The sequence below is a fragment of the Nonomuraea sp. NPDC049400 genome, from assembly GCF_044466425.1.
In the GTDB taxonomy this organism is placed as follows: domain Bacteria; phylum Actinomycetota; class Actinomycetes; order Streptosporangiales; family Streptosporangiaceae; genus Nonomuraea.
Genome location: NZ_JBITMP010000004.1, coordinates 192,562 through 214,185, shown reverse-complemented (window position 1 = coordinate 214,185; position 21,624 = coordinate 192,562). Strand labels below are relative to the sequence as shown.

Annotated in this window: 23 protein-coding genes; 11 read left to right on the top strand and 12 right to left on the bottom strand. The window is 66.8% G+C overall.

The window, feature by feature from the left end:
- Positions 1-138 precede the first annotated feature (138 nt).
- The 5 genes from ACIBVN_RS06995 to ACIBVN_RS06975 all read right to left on the bottom strand — a co-directional run bounded on the left by ACIBVN_RS06995 (position 139) and on the right by ACIBVN_RS06975 (position 3,233).
- Entirely contained in the window at positions 139-279 is a 141-nt protein-coding gene (locus ACIBVN_RS06995; RefSeq protein WP_397133535.1) for a hypothetical protein, read from the bottom strand.
- Entirely contained in the window at positions 276-689 is a 414-nt protein-coding gene (locus tag ACIBVN_RS06990; protein ID WP_397133533.1) for a hypothetical protein, read from the bottom strand. Before ACIBVN_RS06990 ends, ACIBVN_RS06995 begins: the two co-directional genes overlap by 4 nt.
- Entirely contained in the window at positions 686-1,345 is a 660-nt protein-coding gene (locus ACIBVN_RS06985; protein ID WP_397133531.1) for a DUF2637 domain-containing protein, read from the bottom strand. The genes ACIBVN_RS06990 and ACIBVN_RS06985 overlap by 4 nt, the downstream gene beginning before the upstream one ends.
- Positions 1,346-1,431: 86 nt before the next feature.
- A complete protein-coding gene (locus ACIBVN_RS06980; RefSeq protein WP_397133529.1) occupies positions 1,432-2,805 on the bottom strand; it encodes an FtsK/SpoIIIE domain-containing protein in 1,374 nt (457 codons plus the stop codon).
- 98 nt (positions 2,806-2,903) lie between these two features.
- Positions 2,904-3,233 carry a hypothetical protein gene (locus tag ACIBVN_RS06975; protein WP_363962106.1) on the bottom strand — a complete coding sequence of 110 codons (330 nt, stop codon included), beginning with the start codon at positions 3,231-3,233 and terminating at the stop codon, positions 2,904-2,906.
- Positions 3,234-3,383: 150 nt separating this feature from the next.
- Here ACIBVN_RS06975 and ACIBVN_RS06970 point away from each other — a divergent pair, with 150 nt between their 5' ends.
- Positions 3,384-4,169, top strand: a complete 786-nt coding sequence (locus ACIBVN_RS06970) for a GntR family transcriptional regulator (RefSeq protein ID WP_397133526.1) — start codon at positions 3,384-3,386, stop codon at positions 4,167-4,169.
- 9 nt (positions 4,170-4,178) lie between these two features.
- Positions 4,179-4,826: a 2'-5' RNA ligase family protein gene (locus ACIBVN_RS06965; RefSeq protein ID WP_397133524.1), complete on the top strand. Its 648-nt coding sequence runs from the start codon at positions 4,179-4,181 to the stop codon at positions 4,824-4,826.
- Between the two features lie 231 nt (positions 4,827-5,057).
- On the opposite strand, the gene ACIBVN_RS06960 is transcribed toward ACIBVN_RS06965, so the two are convergent.
- From ACIBVN_RS06960 to ACIBVN_RS06935, 6 genes are all read right to left on the bottom strand, one after another.
- The gene (locus tag ACIBVN_RS06960; protein WP_397133522.1) at positions 5,058-5,537 is read right to left on the bottom strand and encodes a hypothetical protein; all 480 of its coding nucleotides are present in this window, start codon (positions 5,535-5,537) and stop codon (positions 5,058-5,060) included.
- 392 nt (positions 5,538-5,929) lie between these two features.
- Positions 5,930-7,054 (bottom strand): helix-turn-helix domain-containing protein, encoded by a 1,125-nt coding sequence (locus tag ACIBVN_RS06955; RefSeq protein WP_397133520.1) that lies wholly within the window; start codon positions 7,052-7,054, stop codon positions 5,930-5,932.
- A gap of 57 nt (positions 7,055-7,111) precedes the next feature.
- Entirely contained in the window at positions 7,112-7,771 is a 660-nt protein-coding gene (locus ACIBVN_RS06950) for a hypothetical protein (RefSeq protein WP_397133518.1), read from the bottom strand.
- 549 nt (positions 7,772-8,320) lie between these two features.
- Positions 8,321-8,983 carry a hypothetical protein gene (locus ACIBVN_RS06945; RefSeq protein WP_397133516.1) on the bottom strand — a complete coding sequence of 221 codons (663 nt, stop codon included), beginning with the start codon at positions 8,981-8,983 and terminating at the stop codon, positions 8,321-8,323.
- A 388-nt stretch (positions 8,984-9,371) separates the two neighbouring features.
- Complete coding sequence (locus ACIBVN_RS06940) at positions 9,372-10,043, bottom strand: hypothetical protein (RefSeq protein ID WP_397133514.1); 672 nt, start codon at positions 10,041-10,043, stop codon at positions 9,372-9,374.
- 346 nt (positions 10,044-10,389) lie between these two features.
- Positions 10,390-10,713 (bottom strand): hypothetical protein, encoded by a 324-nt coding sequence (locus ACIBVN_RS06935; protein ID WP_397133512.1) that lies wholly within the window; start codon positions 10,711-10,713, stop codon positions 10,390-10,392.
- A gap of 81 nt (positions 10,714-10,794) precedes the next feature.
- Between ACIBVN_RS06935 and ACIBVN_RS06930 the strand changes: the two genes are divergently transcribed.
- From ACIBVN_RS06930 to ACIBVN_RS06920, 3 genes are all read left to right on the top strand, one after another.
- Positions 10,795-11,076, top strand: coding sequence for a GntR family transcriptional regulator (locus tag ACIBVN_RS06930; RefSeq protein WP_397133510.1), 282 nt, complete (start codon positions 10,795-10,797; stop codon positions 11,074-11,076).
- 258 nt (positions 11,077-11,334) lie between these two features.
- Positions 11,335-11,997 (top strand): class I SAM-dependent methyltransferase, encoded by a 663-nt coding sequence (locus tag ACIBVN_RS06925; protein ID WP_397133508.1) that lies wholly within the window; start codon positions 11,335-11,337, stop codon positions 11,995-11,997.
- Between the two features lie 67 nt (positions 11,998-12,064).
- A complete protein-coding gene (locus ACIBVN_RS06920) occupies positions 12,065-12,601 on the top strand; it encodes a DUF305 domain-containing protein (RefSeq protein ID WP_397133506.1) in 537 nt (178 codons plus the stop codon).
- On the opposite strand, the gene ACIBVN_RS06915 is transcribed toward ACIBVN_RS06920, so the two are convergent.
- Positions 12,576-13,697 carry an alpha/beta hydrolase gene (locus ACIBVN_RS06915; RefSeq protein ID WP_397133504.1) on the bottom strand — a complete coding sequence of 374 codons (1,122 nt, stop codon included), beginning with the start codon at positions 13,695-13,697 and terminating at the stop codon, positions 12,576-12,578. The two genes, ACIBVN_RS06920 and ACIBVN_RS06915, sit on opposite strands and share 26 nt — an antisense overlap.
- Before the next feature lie 47 nt (positions 13,698-13,744).
- Between ACIBVN_RS06915 and ACIBVN_RS06910 the strand changes: the two genes are divergently transcribed.
- Genes ACIBVN_RS06910 through ACIBVN_RS06885 form a run of 6 tightly spaced genes read left to right on the top strand, consistent with a single transcriptional unit; the run spans position 13,745 to position 21,616 of the window.
- Positions 13,745-14,440 carry a FadR/GntR family transcriptional regulator gene (locus ACIBVN_RS06910; protein WP_397133502.1) on the top strand — a complete coding sequence of 232 codons (696 nt, stop codon included), beginning with the start codon at positions 13,745-13,747 and terminating at the stop codon, positions 14,438-14,440.
- Positions 14,441-14,462: 22 nt separating this feature from the next.
- Positions 14,463-15,710, top strand: a complete 1,248-nt coding sequence (locus ACIBVN_RS06905) for an ABC transporter substrate-binding protein (RefSeq protein WP_397133500.1) — start codon at positions 14,463-14,465, stop codon at positions 15,708-15,710.
- A gap of 32 nt (positions 15,711-15,742) precedes the next feature.
- Positions 15,743-16,579, top strand: coding sequence for a carbohydrate ABC transporter permease (locus ACIBVN_RS06900; protein WP_397133498.1), 837 nt, complete (start codon positions 15,743-15,745; stop codon positions 16,577-16,579).
- Positions 16,576-17,385, top strand: a complete 810-nt coding sequence (locus ACIBVN_RS06895; protein ID WP_397133496.1) for a carbohydrate ABC transporter permease — start codon at positions 16,576-16,578, stop codon at positions 17,383-17,385. The genes ACIBVN_RS06900 and ACIBVN_RS06895 overlap by 4 nt, the downstream gene beginning before the upstream one ends.
- The gene (locus tag ACIBVN_RS06890) at positions 17,385-20,387 is read left to right on the top strand and encodes a glycoside hydrolase family 38 C-terminal domain-containing protein (RefSeq protein ID WP_397133494.1); all 3,003 of its coding nucleotides are present in this window, start codon (positions 17,385-17,387) and stop codon (positions 20,385-20,387) included. Before ACIBVN_RS06895 ends, ACIBVN_RS06890 begins: the two co-directional genes overlap by 1 nt.
- Positions 20,384-21,616: an enolase C-terminal domain-like protein gene (locus ACIBVN_RS06885; RefSeq protein ID WP_397133492.1), complete on the top strand. Its 1,233-nt coding sequence runs from the start codon at positions 20,384-20,386 to the stop codon at positions 21,614-21,616. The genes ACIBVN_RS06890 and ACIBVN_RS06885 overlap by 4 nt, the downstream gene beginning before the upstream one ends.
- Positions 21,617-21,624 lie beyond the last annotated feature (8 nt).

Sequence of the window (21,624 nt, the reverse complement as noted above, 5' to 3'; positions counted from 1 at the left end):
TTGAGCCGTCCCGTGGTGGCGTCGTTTGCGTTCAGTTGTGGTTGTCGATGCCGGTGCCGGAGCAGTCGCGGCAGGTGTCGTCGTCGTAGAGGCCGGTGCCGTTGCATGTCGCGCAGGCGTAGGCCTGGATCTCGGTGGTCATCGGGTGCGTCCTCCTTGGTGGGTGGAGCAGGTTTCGGCGACCTCGATGACGAGGGTTTGGCCGGTGGGGTTGAGCTGGCTGCGGTAGGCGGTGATGGCGCCGGAGCCGAGGCAGCGGCGGCAGTAGGGCTTGTTCATGTCGGGTCTCCTTGCGTGGTGATCCAGGCGTCGCGGTCGCCGTTGGCGTGCGCGATGGCGGCCAGGACGCGCCGGAGGTTGGTGAGGTCCAGGCCGGTGATGATGGGGCGGAGCTCGACCGGCAGGCTGTCGGCGAGGGAGAGGGCGATGCGCAAGATGGCGGCCTCGCTGCCGCAGCAGGGCAGTCGGCCGGCGGACAGCGCAGTGTGAGCGGCCTGCCAATCGATGACCGCGTACGAGGGGCGGGTGTGGGCGGCAGGGATGTAGTCGATGGCGTAGCGGCGGAAGTCGGCGCGGTGGAGCCATACGCCGTGCTGGATGAGCAGCTCGACAGCGGCCTCCATGGCGTAGGAACCGCGGGCCCAGGCGCGGGCGGCCTCGGCCAGTTCGAACGAGGTGGGGTGGGTCATGAGATGGGTTCCTTTCGGATCTGGGTGAGTAGGTCTGTGGCCAGCTCGGCCGAGACGCCCATGCGGGCGCGTAGCTGCTCGCTGGTGATGGGCTTTTGGTGGGTGGTGTGGTGGTCGTCGGCCAGGCGGCGGGCGTAGGCCACAAGTGCGGGCGACGGGACGGGCCGGGCCGGTTGCGGCTTGGCAGCGTCGAGCGCTGGTGTGTCGTGGATGATCTTCTGGACTGGTGTACCGGCGTCCTCGGTCACCGCTTGTGCGGCGGGTGCCGGGGCGCGGCGGGAGGCGCGGCGTTCGAGCATGGAGACCGCGACCAGGAACGCCACGGCGGGTGTTGCGGCGGTGATCCAGCCCCACACGCTCGGGTGGGCGGTGGCCAGGTTGGCCGCCAGGGTGAGCACGATGCCGCCGGTGAGCACGAGCGCCGGCCACGAGATGATCCCGTGTCGGCGGCGGCCGGTGCGTTTGTCGCGTTGGAGTTCGCGGGCGGCCATCACGCACATCAGGTCGATGCACACGGCGACCGCCCACGCTTGCCAGCCGCGCTGCCCGTGCCGGGCGGCCAGGTCGCTGATGTGGGTGAACGAGCCGACAGCGGCGATGACCGCCAGGACGACCACGGGGCCGGTGTCGAGCAGGCGCGAGCGAATGCGGACCATAGCGAGGCACCTCCTTTCGGGCTTCAGGCATGGGCGGGGTAGGGACCTGGCGCGATGGGCTCGCGGCCGGGCCGTACAAGGTGTGGTCAGGTGGGCTCGCCCTCGCGGGCCAGCGCCTCCAGCTCCGCGTCCGTCACGGTGACGGTCAGGTCGGTGGCGGTGAGCAGGTCGGCCCACGTGGGCGCGAGATCGGCGTGCGCCTGGGCGGCGGCCTCGGCGACTTCTTCGCTGACGTAGACGGAGCGGGCGCGGTACCAGCGGCCGTCATCGGCGACGACAACGGCGGTACCGGGCATGTTGGCTGGGATCTGGCGGGCCGCGTCCAGGGCGGCGGGGTCGGTGTCTCCGAGGGTCATGGTGGCGGTCTCCGGGTCGTTCACTCGGTGGCAGACCCGGCCGGAGAGCTGGGAGCGCAGGGCGGTGACGCCGGGGCCGAGGTCGGAGCCGACCCGCTGGCCGCAGACGAACAGGTAGACGCCGAAGGCCCGGCCGAGCTGGGCCAACCGCAGCAGGGCGGTGGCGGTGGAGGCGATCTCGTCTTTCTCGCCCTTGTGGGCCATCAGGAACAGTTCGGCGACCTCGTCCACCAGGACGACGACTGGTGTCGGCCGTAGGTCCTGTGGCAGTTTCCAGATGTTGCGTGCCTTGTTGCTGCGGCACAGGGCCATCCGGGTTTTGACCAGGCAGATCAGGTCGTCGAGCAGGCCGACGCATTCGGCTCGTTCGGTGGCGATGGCCGACAGGCGCGGCCCGTAGGCGGTCAGCTCCACCCCGCCTTTGAGGTCGAAGCCCACCAGGGCGACGGGTTGCGCGGACAGGCCGGTGATGAGCGCGTTGAGCAAGGTGGACTTGCCGGATTGGGTGGCACCGGTGTTGAGCCAGTGTGGAACGGTGCGGAAGTCGACCACCCATGGCGCGCCGGTTTCCAGCAGTCCGACCCGTACCCTCAGCAGCCCTTCGGAGAGGACCGGGGTGCGGACCTCCGAGAGTGGGTCGCCTCGGGTAGCCAGCAGCGTGACGCGGCCCGGCCGGGACGCGACGAGCCGGACCGAGTGCACGCGCCAGGCGTGCGCGAGGTTCGATAGGCGGGCGGCGTAGTCCTCGGGCGTCTGCCCATCCATCAGCTTGACGTTGACGCGGAAGCCGAGCCGGTGTGGGCGGATGATGCCCAGGCGGGGCGGTTTGTCGATCTGGACGCGGCGGATCTTCCGCTTCTGCGAGAGGGAGATCGTGGCGTGCCCGACGATCGGCAGGCCGTCGAGGGTGTAGCGCCAGCGGCGCCGCTTGCGGGTGAGCGTGCAGCCCAGGGCGACGTTGCCCCAGGTGAGGTAGACGTGTGCGGCCTTGAGCGGGTAGCCCAGACACAGCCAGAGTGAGATGGGGTGCAGCTTGCGCCACAACAGCAGGACCGTGCAGACCGAGGCCACGGTGATGGCCAGCGGGATGAGCCAGTCGGACATAATCGGGACTGTCCTTTCGAACCATCGGAAGGAAGGCCCCGGAGCGGGCGGTTAGCTGCCAGGCGATGCGCCCGCTCCAGGGGTGCTCACTTACGCGGCTAGGCCGCCTTTGGGGTGGCCAGCGTGATGGTCTCGGCGCGAAAACCGAGTCCGGAGCGGCCGTTCATCGACCAGAAGAACGCTGCCAGGCCGACCGGCCGGACCTGCACGCCCTCGGGGATCTGCGGGAACGTCTCGCTCGGGAACGTCACCACGATCACCGGGTTACGTCGGTCGTCGTTCGGCTTGGGCAGGAGCGGGATGGTGTAGAGCTCCCGTCCTTCCGCGTCTCGCTTCACCTCGCCGGTGGCGCGGTCCACGATCTTGGGCTCGGGCTCGCCCGCGACCGTGAACGCCAGGCTGGTGATGTCGACGGGGATGTTACGCATGGTGGTCCTCCCAGACCTTAGGTCCTCAACTCCTAATGAGGACTGTAGGACCGATGATGACCACGCGGACCTCCTGTCGTCAACTCCTAATGAGGAGTAGAGTGCGTGTGAGGGCAGTTTTTACTGTCCGATCACCACGAGGCGGAAACAGTGACAACAGGTTTGGGCGGATTCGCCCCCAAATACCAGCGCATCGCGGAGGAACTGCGGCGAGACATCAACGAGGGCCGCTACCAACCCGGAGAACGACTCCCCGCGGAAACGGCCCTAGCCGAACGGTTTCGAGTCAGCCTGCCGACCATCCGACAGGCCATCGGCGTCCTACGAGCCCAAGGCATCGCCGAGTCCAAGCACGGCATCGGCACCTTCGTACGACAAGACCACCGGCTCGAACGACGCTCCCGCCACCGCTACGGCCGAGCCCGCAGCGACCAGAAGCTCCTGACAGCGCACCTGCGTCACGACATCGTCTTCGCCGGGCCGGAACAGGTGCCAGCACGCATCGCCGAGGCCATGGGCATCGACGAGGGCACCGAGGTCATCACCCGTCGCCGAGTGCTCTACGACAAGGAAAGCAACGCGCCCGAAGAGATCGGCGCCAGCTACATCCCGACCGACATCGCCCGTGGAACCTTCCTGGAAAAGCGCGACGTCGTCCCCAACGCGCTCTTCCTGTGCATCGAGGACCTGAGCGGCAAGCGCTACCACCACGCCCGTGACCAATGGATCGCCCGCAGCGCCACACCGGAGGAGGCCGTCACGCTGGGCCTGCCGCAGGGCGGCCAGGTCATGCACGTCATCCACACCGCCCGAGCCGAAGATGACACAGTGCTGGAAGTGTCGGAGTCGATCTGGCCGGCAGACCGGGTAACCATCATCGATGAGTACCTGATCGACCAAGAGCCGAACGTCCCTGACACTCCTTCCCAGATCTGAGGCACGCCGATGACCATCGAGAACGTTGACGAGGTTCGGTCGCATTGGTGGCCACGAGAAGGCTGGCGGCCGGGCCGCCTGGTCTACACCTGGCACCTGACCTTTGAGAACGCGCCGCAGTTGCATCAGCTCGCGGAGCGCTACCAAGCCGCTCTCGCCGCGATTGATGGGCACAACCTCATACCGGCCCGGTGGCTGCACCTCACCGTGCAGTCCGTGGGGTGGGTCGACGAGGTGACTGAGGAACAGCTTGATCAGGTCACCAAGGCGGTAGCCGCGCGCCTGGGGCAACTCGCCCCTGTCGAGCTGGCCTTCCACCAGCCTGCCGTCATCGGCGAAGCCGTAGTGATGGCTCCAATCCCAGCAGATCCGCTGCACCAGATCTGGAGCGAGATCAGGAACGGGATAGCCGAAGTCGCTGGAAAGGCACCCACAGCAGCTGAGCAGGCCAAGGGATTTCGCCCGCACGTGAGCCTGACCTACTTCAATAGGTCAGGACCGGCCAGGCCCTATATAGACGCCTTGAACGCGGTCGAAGCCGACGCGGTGAGCGTCAACGTAGATCAGGCGGCGTTGATTGTGCAGAACCGGGTCTTGGATCCCGAGTGGGTCTACCGCTGGAACACCCGAACGGCAGTGCCCCTAGGGGTCCGTTAGCGCACGTCGAGCGGTCGGGCAGCGGCCACAAGATCCGAAGTGGTTACAACCTTCTATACGGGTTCAAGCCGCCGCCCGATGGGCGGCGGGCGGCCGGGCGGTCCGGGCGGGCGTGCGGCCTCTCCGGGCCGGTCCCGCCCGGCCACCCCGCCGCACTATCGAACGGCTGTGAAAGACCAAACAAAGTTGCTCTGAGGTGCCAGGACGCGAACTGCGACACCCTGGGCGCGGTCAGTTGTCTGGATCAGGATGCGCTTCCACGACTACCAAATGTCCGGAGGTATTCCGCTTAATCAGGCGCTTGAAAAGAGTCGCGTTGGACGTATCGAGTTGTTCATCGAACCCCTCTGAAGTCGCCACTTCATAGTTCATCAGCGGCTCAACCGCGATCCATGCACCATCCCACTTGTCCGACTCCAAGCGTGTACGCCAGAGGTGCGGTGGGTCCTCGGCCTCCCACCCGCGCGCTCGAAGGATGCCCAGCGCCTTATCAAGGCCATCACGAAAGCTTGACCCACCGACGTCCAGCACGAGGATGTCTGTGATCTCAGTGTGGCCGTCCCAATACCACTCGGTCGTGGTTGCCGCCAGCACCCTTCCCGTACCCCGCAGGTCAGCGACGAGTTCGGGAGCAGCACGTGATTCGCTGGGAAAGAACTCGGAACGGCACCCGGTGGCAAGTGAAGTGACGAGCGCGAATGCCAGAGCCACGGAGATGAGGCCAGTTCTCATCGGGACTACTCCAACCAGCAGTGGGAGCGATTCACCTTATACATCGAAATCATCGACGACTTTAGCCTGTGTGGCGTTGTTGGGCCCAGAGGAAACAGCCAGGTTAAGCACGCCTCCGGCGGGAGCGCTCCGGTACCGAGGTGATCGCCACACGGCCCTGGACGTTGATGGGTGGCTGGGGGCTGATCACCTCGCACACCATCGACTCAGGCAAGCCCGGCAGGCCGGCTCGTCCGTATCAAGCCCGGCTCTGACCGCAGGACAACGCGTGATCGAGGAACGGCGACCGGCGAACGTACGCGAAGCCGAGCTTGACACTCCGTCCCCGGCCCGCTGCCGCTACACGATGAGGTCGACGGCGTGCGAGGTGATCAGAGGGCGCCGCTGTCGCGGTCTAGCTGGTTGTCGGTGTCATGGATCAAACGCAACTCAGGCCGAGCATGGGAAATTGCTTCTCGCCCACCCTTAAGTGCGATTGGGGCGAGACCAAAGATGTGCCTGTTTAGCTCATCTAGGCTTAGATCAACATTCCTGGCAAGCTGGGCAGCACTGATTCCGTTATCGCGTAGAACAGCGAGGACCTTGGTGAGAAGCTGAGAGGTCTCTCTTGGAATTCCGCCCGGTTCGGAGCTGCGATACCCCATTTGTGAGAGCCGTTTGGCTGTGGTCCTGTACACCCAATCGGACATGAGGTTGAGATCGTGCAGCCTGTAGGTCAACGCCATGGCGGCCACTTTCCACTTCTGCTTCGCTTTCAAGATCTGTGGAATGGAGGGGTTGCGTAGACCTTGAGCGAGCAGACCCGCCCTGGGCATGAGAAACGCTGAAGCGAATTGCTGAGCTTCCCTTTCAGCCTCTGGGCCGTGCGGTATTCGGTGTTCAACATGCAGAACTAGATGGCCTAGCTCGTGTGCGGCGTCAAATCGACCGCGTTCACCACTCTTATGTGTGTTCAAGAACACGAAGGGTTGCTTCCCGCCGTGCCGCAGAGAGAAGGCATCAACAGATGCGCAGTCGGCAGCAAGAGAGAAGACTCGAACACCGTGTGCCTCAAGAAGGTGGATCATATTTGGTGCGGGGGCTTCGCCAAGTCCCCACCTGGCTCGCAGTAGTTCAGCTGCCTCTTCTGGTTCTAGATGGGGAAAGGTTGGTATATCGGGTAGAGGTAGGTCGAAGCGGGCGCCTATCCACTCACCGAGAGCGATCGCGAACGTGCCGGCGCTGAGCGCCGCGTCTCTGTCTAGGGCGCTCATCTTCGTGAGCGCGCGAAAACTGGCTTCGCCTACCGGGATCTCATTAAGATCCACGCCCTCAAAGAAGGAGACGGGAAGCTCTAGAGCATCAGCTAGAGCCTCCAGCGTCTCTCCGCTAGGTGCCTTATGCCCGTTCTCAAACGCGGTCAGGCTTCGAACCGATACGTTCGAAGCCTTGGAAAGTTTTGCCAGGGTCATCCGGCGGCGCTTTCGCGCGAGGACAAGGCGTGAGGCAGTGAACACTTAGAACCATCCCTAGTGGACCAAGGTGCGGCCGTAGGGCGTCACCCGACGAGCGATCTAGATGCCCTTGTAGGTGACGTCGAACTCCGGGCCCTGGTCGTCGTTGTCGTCGGTGTTGATGTTGAACTCCGCGCCTCCGTCGCCGAACGGGATGGTGTCCACCATGATCCGTTCGGCCCACGTGTCGACGTACTTCCCGTGCATCTTCACCGGCAGGGAGACTTCGACCGCGATCCCCGTCTCGTCCATCCGGTAGAGGATGAACCAGGTGGGGAGGTCATCGACGTTCCTCTCCGTCTCCTCGGAGATCGTGATGCCGAGGTCTTCGAGGGAGAACAGTCCGAGCTGCTGGTTCAGCTCGACAAGCTCTGCGATGGCGGCACCCTTGGGGTTCTTCGCGCGGACGGAAGCGTCCGGGTCACCCACCCCCTTCGAAGCGCTCATGGCGGTGATGGCGAAGGTGCCAGACGGGTGGATCGTACGCAGAATGGTAAGGCGGTTGCTGAACTTCCAGTCTTCCGGGATGAGCTGTTCACGCAGGTAGCGGTTGCTCCGGCTCCAGAAGAGGGAAGCCGGGGCACCCGGAGCGTCCAGCGCCGTGCAGGTGCGCGCATCGGCGGCAGCGGTTTCGAGGGCCTGATGAATCACCTCGGTCGACAGACCCAGCTGCGTCAGGCGCGAGATGGCCTGGGCGCCGACATGGCAGACCTCTTCCATGAAGCCCCTCCAAGGTCATGATGGTTCCAAGAACTCTACCTCATTTGAGGTCGCAAAAGTGGAACCTAGATGACCATGGCCTATGATATCGAACACACAATCGATGTGGGAGGAGGTAGCTCCAGCTTGTGTCGGTGGCGGTGAGTGACGAACTGAGTGACGATCGCGGAGTACGAGCACGGTTGTATCCCTGAAACGGCAGGCCGGGACTTGCTGACGGCGGCAGGTTGATCGACAAGTAGAGAAGCCTCTGGTAGAAGGGATGTCGATCAAGATCAACCTGTCCACTGGAGGCTTCGAGCTGCTGTTCTTCGTGCTGCGTTGTCATTGTCGTCTCGGACGCTGTCCTACCTGTCTGACCTGATCCGCCCAGCACCGCAAGAGGATCCGTTCACCATGGTGGCGTCTCAACCCAGGCCAGCAGGCACTCCCCTGGTTCGTCCACCTGCGTAAGGACGAAACGCTCGCCGAAGTTGCGGCCCGGCTTCGGCGTCAGAGTGGCCACCGCCTGGGCGCTACATCCGCGAGGCCATCGCCCTGCTCACGCGTCTACGAGAACGGGTCCATGTAGGGGCGCTCTTTCACCCGGTCATGGATGCGGCGCAACCACGGCTGCCGAACGGCCGCCAGCCGCTCTAGCGTGCTGAGGAACACTCGCCCATCGGGACGGAAAAGACTGTGCGGCAGCAGCGGGAGCGGATCATCACGGCGAACGACCGCAGGCATCCCATACGCCGCCGGCAGGAGCCGCCGATCATCGTTGAACGCTATGTACGTCCACACGTCCGCGGCCAGCGGCACCACCGCCCTCGCGTCGCAAGCCCATACCTCCCCAGTCTGCGGATGCCGCGGCACCAGGGCGATGTCCGTGATCGCGGCGGATAGGCCGGGTCCGGCCAGGACGAGGTGGCGTTCCGGTGGCCCCGGGGGGAGCAGACTGTCGATCGCCCGGCGAAACGCCTCTGCGACAGGCCCGTCAGGGACGGACACCCGCTTACCACCCGATACTGCCAGCAGGTGCGCCAGTGCCACCGCGACCGCGGCCTCCCACGGCGGGCTCCAGAAACCACGCGGATCAACGGGCGGCGTGCTCGGCAACTCCGCCCAGTCAATAACCCGCTGGACGGGGCCATCGACGGCGACAGAGCGCACGGCCTCCGGCACCAGCCACACCACCTGCCAAAAACCACAGTCGTCGACGCGAGTCGCCACCGGACAGTCGCACCTCGCGCACGCCAGGTTGGGACCGTACTGGCCGTCCCAGCCACAACAGCAGCCGCCTAACCGCTCCGGGATGAAGACGGTTCCGCGGACGTCGCCGGGCGCGATCCCGATCCTGTTCGGTGGGCCCGAGATGGAGTACGTCTGCAGCCGCACGCCATGCTCTTCCGGCTCGGGCTTCAATGGTTCCCAAGACCGGCCGTCTCCAGGGTCCACCACGTACGTTCCTGGCTCCAGAAGACCAGGGAGCAGACCATGGCCGTACTTCTGACCAGAGTGGTCGGGAAGCGCCACCCGCGTCACCCTCGCGGTTATCACGGCGCCGCACCGCGCACAGGCGAAAACGACCAAGCAACCTCCTTCGTTGGGAAGGACGCGATCATGGTGGCACAACATCCCGCCTGGTTTGTAGGCCCTCAGAATCACCGCGTCGTAAGCCGCCTGAGGATGAAGAGGCTTCACTGATCACGAAGTATTGGTCGAGGGCTGAGATGAGCCGGTCGGCCAGCCCCGGGGTAGTGATCGCCGCCCATCGTCCGGCGACGTCGAGGAAACCGGAGAAGTGCTGTTGGGCTGTGGTGAGCAGGATGGAGAGCGCGTCGCGAGAGATCTCGATGGACGGAGAGTCCTCATCGTGCTGCCGGAGCTGGATGATGTGACCCACATGTGTGATGTGTGGCGTGGGGTCGTGGCCGAGCCAAGCTCCTTGCCCGCGAGCCACGTTCCACCAGTCCCGCCAGTTCTCCAAGCCGAAGCAGCAACCGGGCGAGACGTTGACGTTGGTGGTGGTGTCGCGGAAGCGCAGCCCGCCCGGAGCGATCAGCCCTTCAGCTTCGGCGAGATGCTGTTCCAGATGAGCCTCGGTCAGGTCGGCGGCGTGGGTGACGGGGATGCCGTTGTAGCTGAAGATGACTGCCATGGCCGTCCCGACGTCGGCGGGAGACATCCGGCCGGAGAGGGCGAGAAGGCGGTCGCTCGACGGCTCCGCGATCGGCCAGGCCGTGAAGTCCACCGCGTCGTAGGTCTCCAGGACGACTTCGACGATGACCATAGCCGTCAGTATCCAGGCATTGCGCCCGTGTGCGGTTGGCGAAGGTGCGAGGAGGGCTCGCCAGCACGTCGGAAGGTCGAGGGAGTCAGCGAAAAGTCAGCGGACTCGCTGACACGGGAGCGCAGTCGAGATCAACGGATGCATCCTCTCGGCACTTGACGGCACCGGATGGCATTCGGCGAGCAGACATGGCACGCCCCATCAGGGTTCGCATCGAAGTGTGCAGAGACCGTGACGATCGCCGACTTCGGTTCCCGCGTTTCGGGCTGGGGCGATCGGCTGCCGCGGACCGACTCCGTCGATCCTTGCCATCGGTCTCCTGGGGTACTGTCCGCGGCGACAGCCCTCACCGGACGGTGCCGAGTAGTATGCGCTGCCACCAGCGACGCGACTCCGCGCGGCGCCATGGGCCGGCGAAGGTGTGCTCTGGTGTGTCGAGCTGCACGACCTTGTGGATCAGGTAGAGCCCGGCGTGCTCGATCAGTTCGTAGTACACCGCCGTGCACGCGCAGGTGTACTCATGGACGCGGTATCGCTCAGGCGCGAGCGAGGTCCAGGTGAGGGCCTTGTGGCCGCGGCGAGCGCGAGCTGGATGTGGTGACAGCCCCGGACACTCCCATTCGAGCGGAGCGACCAGGTCACAAGCCAGGGGGAGAAGCTCGGGGTCCATGCTTCGAATATAGACCTCTCTATACCTCTGCAGACGTATCTAGGTGTTTTTGCAGGTCAGAGGGCATCTATGTTGTGCAGCGTGGCCGAGGAGAGCGACTACCCGAAGATCGACAGTGAGGGGCCCGAACTCGTCTATATGGTCGTGGCCAACCACATCGCGGCCAGGATCGAGCGTGGAGAGCTCAAGCCTGGGCAGCGGCTCCCCGCGGAACTGGATCTTGCGGAGCTGTACGGCGTCGCGAGGATGACGATCCGTCGTGCGCTGAAAGAGCTACGTGAACGCGGCCTGATCCGCAGCGTCCATGGCAAGGGCACCTACGTCCAGCAGCCCAGCCCGCCTGCTGACAACGCCGAGGGATGAGCCGTGCTGTACAGCAACCAGTACAGCAACGTCGACTCATTCAACCGCACGGGGACCGTCTAAGCTGGCCACTCAGGCAGAGCTGGAGCTGATCGACAAGGTGTCTGCCCTGTTCTCGTAATGAAGGGGTCTGGGGTTCGAATCCCCAAGGCGGCTCCAGTTAAGAAGCCCCCTGAGATCACTCAGGGGGCTTCTGTGTGCCTGTCGCTCCCCCTATCGACCTGCGCGGGAGATCTCTCGTGGTCCATCATGGGCGCGATGAATGTTCGCTACAACGACGTGATCGGGTCGCTGCGAGCGGCCTACGACGGCAGTGCTGAGCGGCGTGACGGGAGCGGCAAGACTGCGTGGAAGCTGGCAGAGCGGGAAGGATTCCTGAGCCGTCTACAGCGCCATGAGTGCAAGCGCCTGCTGGAGATCGGTGCCGGCACCGGCCAGGACAGCGCGTACTTCCAGGAGAACGGCATGGAAGTGGTGGCCGCCGACCTGTCTCCCGCCATGGTCGCACTGTGCCGGGAGAAGGGCCTTGACGCCCGTGTCATGGACTTCCTGAGTCTTGACTTCGCACCCGGCTCGTTCGACGCGGTCTATGCCCTCAACTGCCTCCTGCACGTGCCCAACAGTGATCTCCCTGCGGTGCTGGATGAGATCCGCCGGCTGTTGCGCCCTGGCGGCCTGTTCTTCCTCGGCGTGTATGGCGGTGGCAATCTGACTGGCGAAGGCCCGTTCGAGGGAGACGACCACCAGCCTCCTCGGTTCTTCTCCTTCCGGAGCGATGAGGAACTCCAGGAGTACGCACGCAGGAACTTCCAGATTGTTGACTTCCATGCTGTGGGTTCGGACGAGTTCCGGTTCCAGTCGCTCACCTTGCGCCGCCGGCCTGGGGGAGAGACCAATGGCCGGCATGCCACCGACGACTGACGTTTGTCTTCGCCAGGAAGTCGGTAGAACTCTTAGGAAGGTTTCTTATAAGTAAGAGGTGAGGCCGGTGCGCGTATGGCCCGCCTTGGCCGCGGCGCAGGCGGCCCTCCTGCTGATCGCCGCCTGCGCCCCCGCCAAGTCCCAGGACGTCCCGGTCAACGCCGAGGACGTGATGTTCGTGCAGATGATGGTCCCGCATCACCGCCAGGGCATCGAGATCGCCAAGCTGGGCGCCGCCCGTGCCGCCACGCCGGAGCTCAGGACGCTGACCGCGGCCATCGCGAGCACGCAGCAGGACGAGGTGGAGATGATGCTGCGCTGGCTGCACTCCTGGGAGCAGCCGCTCGCGCCCCCTACCGGCGCGCACGAGCACCACGGCGGGATGCCGGAGACCGACGTCAAGCGCGTGCAGGCGCTGAAGAAGTCGAAGGACTTCGAGTACGACCTGCTCAAGCTGCTCGTCGCACACCAGGGCGACGCCGTGCGGATGGCCGCCGCCGAGGTGGCGGGCGGGGCGAACCCGGCCGTTCAGAAGTGGGCCGGTCAGGTGCGGGACTCGCGCGAGGGGCAGATCGCGATCATGAAGAACCTGCTGAAGCGGTGAGGAAGGCCCGCAGCGCCTGCTCGTAGCGTGCCTGGTCGACGTTCCACGAGCCCACGTGGCCGCCGCCGCGAGTGCGTACGAGCGTCACCAGGTCCGGTCTGAGCTGCGCGAACCGCAGCGAGGGCTCGATGGGCACGCTGGCGTCGTCGTCGTCCACGAACAGCAGGATCGGCTGCTTGAACTCCTTCGCGTGCCGCACGTGGTCGAGGTCGTCGAGCGAGATCCCGGTACGCCGCTCCACCGTGAACTTGCCCACCGTGGCCAGCCAGAGCGGCACTCCCTGCTGCCGCGCCCCGAGGTCGATGGGCGCGTTCCAGTCCATGACCGGGCTGTCCAGGATCAGGCCCTTGATCGGCTCGCCGGGTAACTCGCGGGCCGCCATCGGCACGATGCCCCCGCCCATCGAGAACCCGTACAGCACCACCCCGGTCGCCCCCTGGCCGCGGGCGTAGGAGATGGCGGCGGCCACCTCCCGCCACTCGGTGGCGCCGAGGTGGAACTTGCCGTCGTCGCTGGCCGGCGCCCCCTCGTCGTTGCGGTAACTGATCGCGAGCACCGGCATCCCCAGCGAGTGGAAGACCGGCAGGAAGCGCAGGGCCTCGGAGGGGTTGGCGTTGCGGCCGTGCACGGCGATCACCCAGGTCTTCGCGGCGCCCGGCAGGCGCCACGCGGGGAAGTCGCCTAACTCGCCGCGGATCGACACCGTCTCGTACGGCAGGCCGAGCGCCGAGCGCGGGTCCTCGTGGCCCCAGATCCACCGGTCGAAGTACGCGCGGACCCCAGGCGTGAGCGTGCCCCGCCGCACGCGGGTCACCTGCCTGACGACCGTGGCGCCGGAGGCGGAGACCACCGGCCCCAGCGTGGCGTTGCCGTCACGCCAGGTCAGCCCGTACGTGCCGGGCGCCGCGGTGTCGGAGCCGCCCTTCAGGGTGACCTTCGAGCCGTCGAAGGCCAGCACCTCCAGGGGGTACGATCCCCCGTGCGAGGGGTCGATGACCATGCCGGAGTAGTACCAACCCGCGCCGCCCACCCCGACCGCCGTCAAGACCGCCAGGACCGCCAGGACGGTCGCGATCCGCGCCACCGCACGCTTCATGGCGAAATCATAGACGCCAAGACCAGAAAGTGATTAGATCACTTGATATGTCCGAGGTAACGCGGCCGACGCTGTCCGACGCTCTGACCGAGCGCATGCTGGAGCTCATCCGTACGGGCGGGCACCGGCCAGGCGACAGGCTGCCCTCGACCAGGGAGCTCTCCCAGCGCTTCGCCGTCACCACCCCGACGCTACGCGAGGCGCTACGCAGACTCGAGGCCACCGGGGCCATCGAGATGCGGCACGGCTCAGGCATCTACGTCGGGGCCGACATCGAGCGGGTGGTCCTGCCCAATCCCAACGTGCGCGAGCTGCACGCCAACCAGCTCCTGGAGCTGCTCGAGGCGCGCATCGTGATCGAGCCGCCGCTGGCCGCGATGGCTGCCGAGCACGCGGATCCCGAGGAGCTGGCGGCACTCAAGCGGGTGCTCGACCAGGCGGGCAGGCACCTGCGCGGTGACGACGCCCTGCTGCACGACGCCAACATGTCCTTCCACCGGGCGACTGCCCGGCTGGCGGGCAACAGCGTGCTGCACGAGGTCGTCGACTCGCTGCTCACCGTCCACGGACCCGAGCAGCGGGAGATCCTGCAGATCTTCGACGACCGGCGCCGCGACTATGAGGAGCACCTGGCGATCCTGGAGGCCATCGAAGCACGCGACGCGGCGCAGGCCGAGGAGCGTATGCGGGCCCACCTGGTGGACGTGAAGACCGTAGTAGAGCACAGGTTGCAATCCCCCTGATGAAAAACAAGGAGGCCGGTCCATGTTCCGGTCACGTGTGGTCACGCTCGGCGTGGCGGCGCTCGTCCTGACCGCCTGCGGTGGAAACGGCGCGCAGACGCAGAAGAAGACCGAGCTGACCCTGTACAACGACAAGGGCGCCTGGACGAAGTACTTCGACGAGATGGGCGCCCTGTCCAAGCAGAGCATCGGCCTGGGCATGAAGCCGACGGGATACACGGACTCGGCCCAGTACCAGGCGTTCATCAAGGCGTCGTTCCGCACGAACGTCAAGCCTGACCTGTTCACCTGGCAGACCGGGGGGATGCTGGAGGAGATCGTCAAGCAGAAGCAGGTGGCCGAAACCACGGACGTCTGGCAGCAGGCGATCCAAGCCGGCGACCTGTCGAAGGACCTGCTGCCGTACTACACGATCGGCGGCAAGCAGTACTGCGTGCCGATGAACGTCGCGTACTGGGGCATGTTCTACAACAAGAAGATCTTCGACAAGTACGGCCTCGAGGCGCCGAAGACGTGGGACGACCTGATCAAGGTGGCCGACACGCTGAAGAAGAACGGCGTCAAGGCCTTCTACCACACCAGCGTGCTGTTCTCCTTCGTCTGGTTCGAGCAGCTCATGGCCGGCACCGACCCCGACCTGTACGACCGCCTGTCCACCGGCAAGGCGAAGTACACCGACCCGGGCGTGGTCCAGGTGATGGAGAAGTGGAAGTCGCTCATTGACGCCGGATATTTCATCAATCCGGGCGACAAAACGGACCCTGGCGACGTGATGAAGAACGGCAAGGCCGCGATGGTCTCCTTCGGCACCTGGTTCAACACCAGCATGACCCAGCGCAGCCTCAAGCCCGGCGAGGACTACGACTTCTTCGTCATCCCCAACGTCAACCCCTCGCTGCCGAAGACCTCGATGATCTTCGAGAGCGGCCCGCTCTGCTCGCTGGCCAAGGGCGCCGATCCCGCCGCCAACCAGAAGTACCTCAAGTGGTGGACCACGCCGCAGGCGCAGGAGAAGTGGGCGACCAGCAGGGGCGACGTGAGCGCCAACCCCAAGGTGAGCATCGCGGACAAGGCACTCGGCACCGTCACGAAGGACGCGGGCAGCGGGCAGTACCGCCTGGTCAACCGGTACTTCGAGGCCACGCCGCCGCCGATCCTGACGGCCGCGCTGGACGGGTTCGGCAAGTTCGTGACCGAGCCGGGCAGCTACAAGGAGGTACTGGACACCATCCAGAAGGCTGCTGATGAGTACTGGAGTGCGCATCAGTGAGCGGATCTAGGCGGCGAGTTGCCCCGCGGGGCGTGGTCATACTCGGGCGCTTCGGATACGGATACGTGGCGCCCGCGGTGCTCCTGGTCGCGGGCCTGCTCTACGCGCCGTTCCTGTGGACGGCCTACCTCAGCTTCACCCGCTACGACGGACTCGAGCCGGCCCAGTGGCTCGGCGGGCACAACTTCGGCAAGCTGTTAGAGGACCCGGCCCTGATCACCTCGATCCGCAACACGCTGATCTGGGTCATCGGCACCATGGTGCTGCCCGTCGGGCTCGGCCTGCTGGTGGCGGTGCTGTCGTACGACATCAAGGGCGGCATGTGGTTCCGGGTGCCGTTCCTGCTGCCGTACGCGCTGAGCGGGGCGGGCCTCGCCATGGTGTGGAGCCCGATCCTGTCGCACGACGGCATCGCCAACAAGCTGCTCGGCGTGGACACCGCGTTCCTGCAGGACGCGCCGACCAACACGTTCGCGATGCTGCTGGTCTGGACGTGGCAGCAGCTCGGCGTCAACATGCTGCTCTTCGTGGTGGGGCTGCAGTCCATCCCGAGGGAGCCGATCGAGGCCGCCCGGCTGGACGGGGCGGGGGGCTGGCAGCTGTTCAGGCTCGTCATCTGGCCGCTCATGAGGCCGCTGACGGCGGTCGTGGTCGGGCTCGCGCTGGTGGCCAGCCTGAAGACGTTCGACATCGTGTGGGTGCTGACGCAGGGCGGTCCGGGGCGCAACTCCGAGACACTCGCGGTGACCATGTACAAGGAGACGTTCGTGGCCAGCGACTACGGCTACGGCTCGGCCGTGGCGGTGATGCTGACCGTCGTCACCGGTCTGGCGTCCTACCTCTACCTCAAGCGGCAGGTGGCCTCGTGATCCGGCGTGCCGTTCTCGTCGTGCTCGGGCTGCTCTGGCTCGGGCCGACGTACCTGCTGCTCGTGAACGCCTCGCGGCCGGCCGGCTCGTACGATCCGGGCCGCGCGTGGGTGCCCTCGCTCGACTTCTCGCTGTTCGAGAACTTCGGGCGGGCCATCGAGGGCGCCAATCTGACGCAGAGCCTGGCCAGCACCGCGCTGTACGCCGTCGTCTCGCCCCTGCTCGGAGTGATCATCGGGGCGCTGGCCGGGTACACGATCGTGGTGCTCCGGCTCCGCCACGGCTTCTTCTGGTTCATCCTGATCTTCGGCGGCACGGTCTTCCCGTCGCAGATGTTGCTCGTGCCGCTCTTCGTGGGCTACAGCGACGCCGGCCTGTACGACAGCCACCTCGGCATGATCCTCATCTACACGGCGATCAGCGTGCCGCTGGCCGCGTTCGTGCTGCGGAACTTCTACACCGGCGTGGCATTCTCGATCTTCGAGGCGGCCAGGATGGACGGCGCCTCCACCTGGCGCATCTTCTGGGGTATCTACCTGCCGATCTCGCTCAGCGCGCTGACGGCGGTGTTCATCCTGGAGTTCACCTTCGTCTGGAACGACCTCGTCTTCGGCCTGACCCTGAGCCAGACCGAGGACGTGCGGCCGGTGATGACCGCCATCGCCGGCCTGATGACCGACGTGTACGCCGGGACGCCCGTGCCCGTCGGACTGGCCGCGGGTCTCGTCGTCTCGCTGCCGACCGTCGTGCTGTTCCTGGCCACCCAGCGCCTCTTCGCCAGGGGCCTGTCTCTAGGGAGTGTTTGATGACGAGCCGGTTGCTCCAGCGGAGCCTGGGCAGTCCCGACTACGACGGGATCAGGCAGGCGCTGCGGGACGACACCTCGACACCGGTGATCAGCGTGCGCGGGCTGGAGGTACGGGTCGCGGTGCTGCCGCTGTTCACCCACGACGGCCGCCAGGCGGTCAGGGTGTCGAGCACCGAGCCGCTGACCCATGTGCTGGTGGGCGTGGACAGCGCGTCGGGCAGCGACGTGACGCTGCTGGTGCCCGAGGTGCACGCGCCGCGCGCGTTCACGCTGGAGAGCCGCGACGACGCCGGGGTGGTCGGCACCGCGCAGGTCACGGTGACCCCGCAGCGCAAGTGGAGCGTGTTCGTCGTGCACCACTCGCACCTGGACATCGGCTACACCGACCCGCAGGGCACCGTGCTCCGCCACCACCTCGACTACCTCGACGCGGCGCTGCGGCTGGCCGAGGAGACCGCGTCCTGGCCGGACGACGCCAAGTTCCGGTGGACGGTCGAGTCGTCGATGCCCGCGCTGAAGTGGCTGGACGCGCGGCCCGCCGACATGGTGGCGTCCTTCGCGGAAAAGGCCCGCGAGGGCGTGATCGAGGTGACCGCGCTGCCGTTCCAGCTCCACACGGAGGCGTGCTCGACCGAGGAGCTGTACCGGCAGCTCCGCTTCACCGCCCAGCTCAAGGAGCGGTACGGATTCGCCACCAGGTCCGCCATGCACACCGACGTGCCCGGCGCGGTCGTCGGTCTGGTGGACGCGCTCAACGCGGCCGGTGTGCGCTACCTGGCCGCGGCGCACAACTGGGCCGGGCGCTCGGTGCCCTACCTGCACGGCGGTGACAAGCTGACCAGGCCGTTCCGCTGGCGGGCGCCGAGCGGGAACGAGGTCATCGTCTGGTTCACCGACACGCCGCACGGCATGGCGTACATGGAGGGCAACACGGTCGGCCTGACCGACTCGTACGAGCTGGCCGACGACCTGCTGCCGCGTTACCTGTCCGCACTGGCCACGCGGGGGTACCCGTACGGGCCAGGGACCTTCGGGTGGCAGGGGCCCGACGCGCCCAAGGAGCCGTACGAGCTGGACGTGCTGCACCTGAGGGTGCAGGGCGCGCACGCCGACAACGCGGGTCCCTCGATCGTGCCCGCCACGATCGCGCGCCGGTGGAACGAGCAGTGGGCCTACCCGCGCCTGCGCTCGGCCGTCAACAGCGACTTCTTCGAGCACGTCGAGGAGCGCTACCACGACCGGCTGGCCGTGCACGAGGGCGACTGGACCGACTGGTGGGCCGACGGGCTCGGCTCAGGCGCGCGCCCGCTCGGCTACGTGCGCAGGGCGCAGTCGGCGCTACGGGTCGCCGAGACCCTGCACACGCTGGCCGGGGTGGACGCCACCGAGCAGGTCGACGCGGCCTACGACAAGGTCGCCCTGTTCAACGAGCACACCTGGGGCGCGGCCAACCCGTGGGAGGACGCCGAGGAGGCGGGCGACTCGGGCGGTCTGCAGTGGACGCGCAAGTCGTCCGGCGCCTACGACGCCCAGGACGACGCGGCCGACTTGCTGCACGCCGCGACCCACAGGTTCGCCGCCGCGCTGTCGGAAGCGGGTGACGAGGGCGGCGCGCTGGCCTCGTTCGCCGTCTTCAACCCGGGCACATGGGTGCGGACCGACATCGTCCGCACGTTCCTGCCGAGGGACGTGGTGGGCATCGACGTGCCGATCGCGCTGGTGGACTCGCGGACGGGGGAGACGCTCCCGCACCACGAGGAGTTCGTGCACCCGGAGGACTGGCCGACCCGGCCGATCGGGCGGCACGTGCGCGCGGTCGTCCCCGACCTGCCCGGCTACGCCTACGCGCGCATCGATGTCGTGCCGGGGCAGACCCAGGCGCCCGAGCCGGTCGAGCTCGATCTGGGCGGGGTGATCGAGAACGAGTTCTACCGCGTGGCCTATGACGTGCGCGAGGGCTACATCAGCTCGATCTTCGACAAGCGGGCGGGCCGCGAGCTGGTCAACGACGATGCGGCGGCCGGCTTCGGCCAGTACGTCTACGACCAGTACGCCACCGCCCCACATTTCAACCATTTGTCGGGACACGTTGGGGCGCACGACCGCACGCTCCTCGGCGACCGGGCCATCGGCAAGGGCGCCACCATCACCAAGGCCCAGCGCACGGCCGTCGGCGAGAAGCTGGTCGTGGAGCTGCACGGCAAGGGCGTGGACTGGATCCGCACGACGATCGAGCTGCACAACGGCGTGCCCAGGCTGGACCTGACCTACCAGCTCGCCAAGCAGGGCACCCCGGCCAAGGAGGCGGTCTTCCTGGCCTTCCCGTTCGCCGCCGGCCCGGCCACCGCCTGGGAGCTGACCGGCGGCGTCGGCGGCCCCGACGTGCCGCGCGTGCCGGGCTCGGCCGAGTACATGCTGCCGATCAGGCACTGGATCGCGTTCGAGGACCCCGAGCTGACCATCGCCTGGGCCACGCTGGAGGCGCCGCTGGTGCAGCTCGGCACCATCCACATGCCGTACGCGCCGTTCCCGCCCACGCTGGACCAGGAGGACGGCACGGTCTACTCGTGGGCGCTCAACAACATCTGGGACACCAACTTCCCTGCTCAGCAGCAGGGCGAGACCACGTTCCGCTACGCGGTCGCGTCGACTCTCAATGTCGCCGGGTCCGCGACGGTTGCCGGGACCGACGGCCGGCGGCTCGGCGCGGCCGCGGCCTCGGGGCTGACCGAGCCGTTCGTCGGCGCGCTGATCACCGACAGCCCCGACGTCACCGAGACGTACGTGTCGGTCGACCACCCCGACGTGCTGGTCACGTCGCTCGGCCGGTCGGGGGACGAGCTCGTGGTGCGGCTGCAGTCGCTGGCGGCAGAGCCGGTCGAGGTGGCGGTCCACCTGCCCGGGCTGCGTGCGGCCCGCGGGCTCGACGTGGTGGACGAGACGGTCAAGGTACGGCTGCCCGCCTGCGGGGTGGCCACTGTTTGGGGGACGTGTTCGTGAAGATCGTTGACATCAGGGCCACGACGGTCGCGGTCCCGCTCGAGGCGCCGCTGCGGCACAGCAACGGCGCGCACTGGGGCAGGTTCGTCCGCACGATCGTCGAGGTCGAGGCCGACAACGGGCTGGTCGGCCTGGGCGAGATGGGAGGCGGAGGGGAGAGCGCGGAAGCGGCGTTCCGGGCGCTGATGCCGTACCTGAAGGACCATGACCCCTTCCAGCTCGAGGCGCTGCGCTTCAAGATCGCCAACCCGACGGCCTCGCTCTACAACAACAGGACGCAGCTGCTCGCGGCCATCGAGTTCGCCTGCATCGACCTCATGGGGCAGCACCTGGGCGTGCCCGCGCATGACCTGCTCGGCGGGCGGATCCGCGACGCCGTGCCGTTCGCCTCGTACCTGTTCTTCCGGTACGCGGCCAAGGGGTACGGCGAGATCCGCACGCCCGAGCAGCTCGTCGAGCACACCAGGGAGCTCAGGGCGGCGCACGGGTTCACCGTGCACAAGCTCAAGGGCGGCGTGTTTCCGCCGGACCACGAGCTGGAGTGCTACCGGGCGCTGGCCGAGGCGTTCCCGGAGGACCGGCTCAGGTACGACCCGAACGCCGTGCTGTCGGTGGCCGAGGGGCTGCGTTTCGGCCGGGCCATCGAGGGGCTGAACAACGACTACCTGGAGGACCCGGTCTGGGGCCTGGAAGGGCTCAGGACCGTCCGCGAGCAGGTCAGGGTGCCGCTGGCGACGAACACCGTCGTGGTCAACTTCGAGCAGCTCGCCTCGAACGTCATGCGCAGGGCCGCCGACGTGGTGCTGCTGGACACGACCTTCTGGGGCGGCATCAGGCCGTGCGTGAAGGCGGCGGGCGTGTGCGAGACGTTCCAGCTCGGGGTGGCCGTGCACTCGTCAGGGGAGCTGGGCATCCAGCTGGCGACCATGCTGCACCTCGGCGCGGTGCTGCCGAACCTGACCTACGCCGCCGACGCGCACTACCACCAGCTCAGGGACGACGTGATCGAGGGCGGGAAGATGGCGTACTCGGAGGGCGCCATCGCCGTCCCGTCGGGGCCTGGGCTGGGGGTGCGGCTGGATCCGGAGAAGGTCGCCCGTTACGCCGAGTTCTACCGGGAGACCGGGGGCTATCCGTACGACCGCGATCCCGGGCGGCCCGGCTGGTACGCGACCGTGCCGAACGAGCGGTTCGCCGACCCCACCGTGTCCATCGATGTAGCTCCATAATTGGGCGC

What these genes read in the sequence shown, in the direction of transcription:
- ACIBVN_RS06995 (WP_397133535.1), bottom strand. Translation starts at nt 279, where the DNA reads ATGAACAAGCCCTACTGCCGCCGCTGCCTCGGCTCCGGCGCCATCACC.
- ACIBVN_RS06990 (WP_397133533.1), bottom strand. Translation starts at nt 689, where the DNA reads ATGACCCACCCCACCTCGTTCGAACTGGCCGAGGCCGCCCGCGCCTGG.
- ACIBVN_RS06985 (WP_397133531.1), bottom strand. Translation starts at nt 1,345, where the DNA reads ATGGTCCGCATTCGCTCGCGCCTGCTCGACACCGGCCCCGTGGTCGTC.
- ACIBVN_RS06980 (WP_397133529.1), bottom strand. Translation starts at nt 2,805, where the DNA reads ATGTCCGACTGGCTCATCCCGCTGGCCATCACCGTGGCCTCGGTCTGC.
- ACIBVN_RS06975 (WP_363962106.1), bottom strand. Translation starts at nt 3,233, where the DNA reads ATGCGTAACATCCCCGTCGACATCACCAGCCTGGCGTTCACGGTCGCG.
- ACIBVN_RS06965 (WP_397133524.1), top strand. Translation starts at nt 4,179, where the DNA reads ATGACCATCGAGAACGTTGACGAGGTTCGGTCGCATTGGTGGCCACGA.
- ACIBVN_RS06950 (WP_397133518.1), bottom strand. Translation starts at nt 7,771, where the DNA reads ATGGAAGAGGTCTGCCATGTCGGCGCCCAGGCCATCTCGCGCCTGACG.
- ACIBVN_RS06940 (WP_397133514.1), bottom strand. Translation starts at nt 10,043, where the DNA reads ATGGTCATCGTCGAAGTCGTCCTGGAGACCTACGACGCGGTGGACTTC.
- ACIBVN_RS06935 (WP_397133512.1), bottom strand. Translation starts at nt 10,713, where the DNA reads ATGGACCCCGAGCTTCTCCCCCTGGCTTGTGACCTGGTCGCTCCGCTC.
- ACIBVN_RS06925 (WP_397133508.1), top strand. Translation starts at nt 11,335, where the DNA reads ATGAATGTTCGCTACAACGACGTGATCGGGTCGCTGCGAGCGGCCTAC.
- ACIBVN_RS06915 (WP_397133504.1), bottom strand. Translation starts at nt 13,697, where the DNA reads ATGAAGCGTGCGGTGGCGCGGATCGCGACCGTCCTGGCGGTCCTGGCG.
- ACIBVN_RS06910 (WP_397133502.1), top strand. Translation starts at nt 13,745, where the DNA reads ATGTCCGAGGTAACGCGGCCGACGCTGTCCGACGCTCTGACCGAGCGC.
- ACIBVN_RS06905 (WP_397133500.1), top strand. Translation starts at nt 14,463, where the DNA reads ATGTTCCGGTCACGTGTGGTCACGCTCGGCGTGGCGGCGCTCGTCCTG.
- ACIBVN_RS06890 (WP_397133494.1), top strand. Translation starts at nt 17,385, where the DNA reads ATGACGAGCCGGTTGCTCCAGCGGAGCCTGGGCAGTCCCGACTACGAC.